The 2816-nt window shown below is 58.0% G+C and carries 4 protein-coding genes and 1 pseudogene; 2 read left to right on the top strand and 3 right to left on the bottom strand.

Annotated elements, in window-relative coordinates; translation table 11 throughout:
• Positions 1 to 238: pseudogene (locus ABJQ89_RS11755) on the top strand (dihydroorotate dehydrogenase (quinone)); the annotation flags it as partial.
• The gene (arsC, locus tag ABJQ89_RS11750; protein ID WP_348496421.1) at positions 235 to 579 is read left to right on the top strand and encodes an arsenate reductase (glutaredoxin); all 345 of its coding nucleotides are present in this window, start codon (positions 235 to 237) and stop codon (positions 577 to 579) included. The pseudogene ABJQ89_RS11755 and the gene arsC, both read left to right, overlap by 4 nt.
• A gap of 7 nt (positions 580 to 586) precedes the next feature.
• Here arsC and ABJQ89_RS11745 read toward each other — a convergent pair whose 3' ends face one another.
• The 3 genes from ABJQ89_RS11745 to ABJQ89_RS11735 form a co-directional block, all read right to left on the bottom strand.
• Positions 587 to 1021 carry an acyl-CoA thioesterase gene (locus ABJQ89_RS11745; protein ID WP_348496420.1) on the bottom strand — a complete coding sequence of 145 codons (435 nt, stop codon included), beginning with the start codon at positions 1019 to 1021 and terminating at the stop codon, positions 587 to 589.
• Between the two features lie 148 nt (positions 1022 to 1169).
• The gene (locus ABJQ89_RS11740; RefSeq protein WP_348496419.1) at positions 1170 to 2483 is read right to left on the bottom strand and encodes an MATE family efflux transporter; all 1314 of its coding nucleotides are present in this window, start codon (positions 2481 to 2483) and stop codon (positions 1170 to 1172) included.
• Positions 2480 to 2816 (bottom strand): PaaI family thioesterase (locus tag ABJQ89_RS11735; RefSeq protein WP_348496418.1); only part of this gene is annotated, 337 nt, incomplete at its 5' end. The genes ABJQ89_RS11735 and ABJQ89_RS11740, both read right to left, overlap by 4 nt.

Raw genomic sequence — 2816 nt, 5'->3', positions numbered from 1 at the left:
GTCCAAACTGACCGACGGGAAAATCCCATTGATCGGTGTTGGCGGCATCAGCACGGCAGAGCAAGCCTATGCCAAAATCTGCGCTGGGGCGTCCGCTGTGCAGCTTTACACGGCGCTGGTTTATGGTGGCCTCTCGCTCGCGGGTGACATCGCGCGCGGGCTTGATGAACTGCTGGCGGCGAAGGGTCATGCCAATGTGGCCGATGCGGTGGGCAGTGATCGGGGGGCGTGGTTATGATCACCCTCTGGCACAACCCGCGTTGCAGCAAATCCCGCCAAGCTTTGGCACTGCTGAAAGAGGCTGGCGCAGAGGTGGAGCTACGTCTCTACCTCAAAGACACACCTGACTTGGCAGAGATCAAAACGCTGCGCGACGCGCTCGACCTGCCCCTGATCAAGATGATGCGCACAGGGGAAAAGGCGTTCAAGGAAGCGGGTGTTGGCAAGGATGCCGATGACGATACGCTTTTGAAGCTAATCGTCGCAAACCCAATCCTGATCGAGCGGCCTGTGGCGGTCAAAGAAGATAAAGCTATGATAGGCCGCCCACCAGAGGATGTCCTCGGATTGTTGGCTTAAGCCGATACTAATTCTGAGAAATTGCCCGCGGCGCGCCGTTTTCATCGAGTGCGACGAAGACAAAGTCGCCTTCGGTGACAGTTTCAGCTTTGTCAGAGTACCGCGCGCGCGCCCAGACATCGATGTGGATGCTCATGGACGTGCGCCCCACTTTGCGCAAAGTTGCGTATAGCGTCACCTCATCGCCGACCTTTACAGGGCGCAAAAATTGCATGGCCTCAACGGAAACTGTTGCGCAGCGCCCCTGCGCGACGCGGCCCGCCATGTTGCCAGCGGCAAGGTCCATCTGAGACATCAACCAACCGCCAAAGATATCGCCAGCAGGATTTGTATCAGCAGGCATCGCAATGGTTCGAACAACCAGAACGCCTTCCTCTTGTTGCCGACCGTGAGATCCACGCTTCTGCGCACGCGCAAGGATGTCTTTGGGATCTTCACTCATACAATTGTTTCCTTCAAAAGGCTCGCCAAGTTTCAGGTGCTGCAATACCGCGGGCGCTGTTTTTTGTGAAGTAAACTTACCTGTGTGTTGGTATTTTTAGCGCCTGATCACAGAAATCGAGCGTTCCTGCAAAAACACCCCCAGACGATCAAGCTGCCGCGCGCTCTAATGATGGGTATTTCCAACCCAAAGTAATCCCGCGCGCGATGAACGAAATCAACAGTGCGAGCCAGAGCCCGTGATTGCCGAGCCACGGCATCAACACAAGCAGCGCCACAACATAGATCACCGCAGATATGAACATCATGTTGCGCATGTCACCGCTGCGGGTTGCGCCGATGAAAATACCGTCGAGCATCCAAGCCGCGCAGCCCACCAAAGGCGCGGCGATCATGTAAGGTAGGTAATTGCGCGCCTCTAAACGAACATCGGGTGCGGTGGTCATCAGATCGATGATCCACGGACCAAACAGCGCGAACAAAGCGGCAGTGATGAGCACAGAAATCAGCCCCCAGAAACTTGTCAGCAATGCCGCGCGACGCACCCGCGCGACGCTGCGCGCGCCCATGGATTGCCCCACCAGCGTTTCGGCAGCGATAGCAAAGCCATCCATCGAATAGGCGGTGATTTCCAAGAATTGCAGCAAAACATGGTTCGCAGCCAAGGTTACATCGCCGTAGCGCGCACCGAGGAAGACGAAGGACATGAAGATTCCCTGCAACATCACAGAGCGCAAAAGGATGTCGCGGTTCACGCGGGCGAAGGCGACCATCTGCGCGCGCTCAAACACGCGGGGCCAGTCCTTCCATGCAGGGGTTTTCAACGCATCGCGACAGAGCCACAGACCGAGGGCCAACCCCGTCCATTCTGCTATCAACGTCGCAATCGCAACGCCCTCAACGCCCCAGCCGAGGCCGAGCACGAACCACAGATCAAGCAGGATGTTCAACCCATTCATCCATAGCTGCACGACGAGCACGGCACGCGTGCGCTCTAACCCGATCAACCAACCAGTGACGGCATAGATCCCAATCGCAGCGGGCGCGCCGAAGATGCGAATGCGCATGTATTCGCGGGTCATGCCCTCGACCTCAGCGCTTGCAGGGGCGGTTTGCAAGGCAAGCCATATGAGCGGTATTTGCAAGATCATGATCGCGGCGCCCGCGATCAGCGCGATGATCACCCCGCGGGACAGCAGCGCAGACACTTCGCCTTTGCGCCCTGCCCCTTCGGCCTGCGCCGTAAGGCCAGCGGTGCCCATGCGCAGAAAACCAAAGAGCCAATACATGGCCGTCAACGCAATCGCGCCAATGCCAACGGCGCCAATTGGCGCCGCCTCGCCCATCTGACCAACCACGCCCGTATCGACTGCCCCCAAGATAGGCACTGTCGCATTGGACAGCACCACAGGGATCGCAACGGTCAGAACGCGTTTATGCGTCAGGGCGTCGGTTGCGCTCACGTGTCGTTGCGTCTTGGCATCAAGAAATGAGCCGTGCCATGGGCAAAGGGGCGATCATGGTTATCCTGCCACGCATCCACCTGCACCGACGCATATCGCCGACCCGCCCGCGTCACCCGCGCTCGTGCATAAGCATCGCGCGGCAGGCCTGTGCGCAGGTAGTCCGTCGAAAAATCAATCGTCTTCGGCAGTTTCGGCAATTTGCCTGCTTGCAAATCATCCAAGCTGATCACGCCATTTTCGATGTCTTCCCAAAGATAGGACCAGCTCAGACCGATAATCGCCGTGATCTCAAGCAAAGCCGCCGTCACACCGCCATGGATTGCAGGCAGG

The sequence above is a fragment of the Planktotalea sp. genome, from assembly GCF_039984035.1.
Lineage (GTDB): Bacteria > Pseudomonadota > Alphaproteobacteria > Rhodobacterales > Rhodobacteraceae > Planktotalea.
The sequence above is the reverse complement of the archived record's forward strand: the minus strand, read 5'-3'. Positions and strand labels throughout refer to the sequence as shown.

Bases quoted from the DNA above. Each gene is read 5' to 3' on its own strand.
- arsC (WP_348496421.1), top strand. From the start codon at position 235: ATGATCACCCTCTGGCACAACCCGCGTTGCAGCAAATCCCGCCAAGCT.
- ABJQ89_RS11745 (WP_348496420.1), bottom strand. From the start codon at position 1,021: ATGAGTGAAGATCCCAAAGACATCCTTGCGCGTGCGCAGAAGCGTGGA.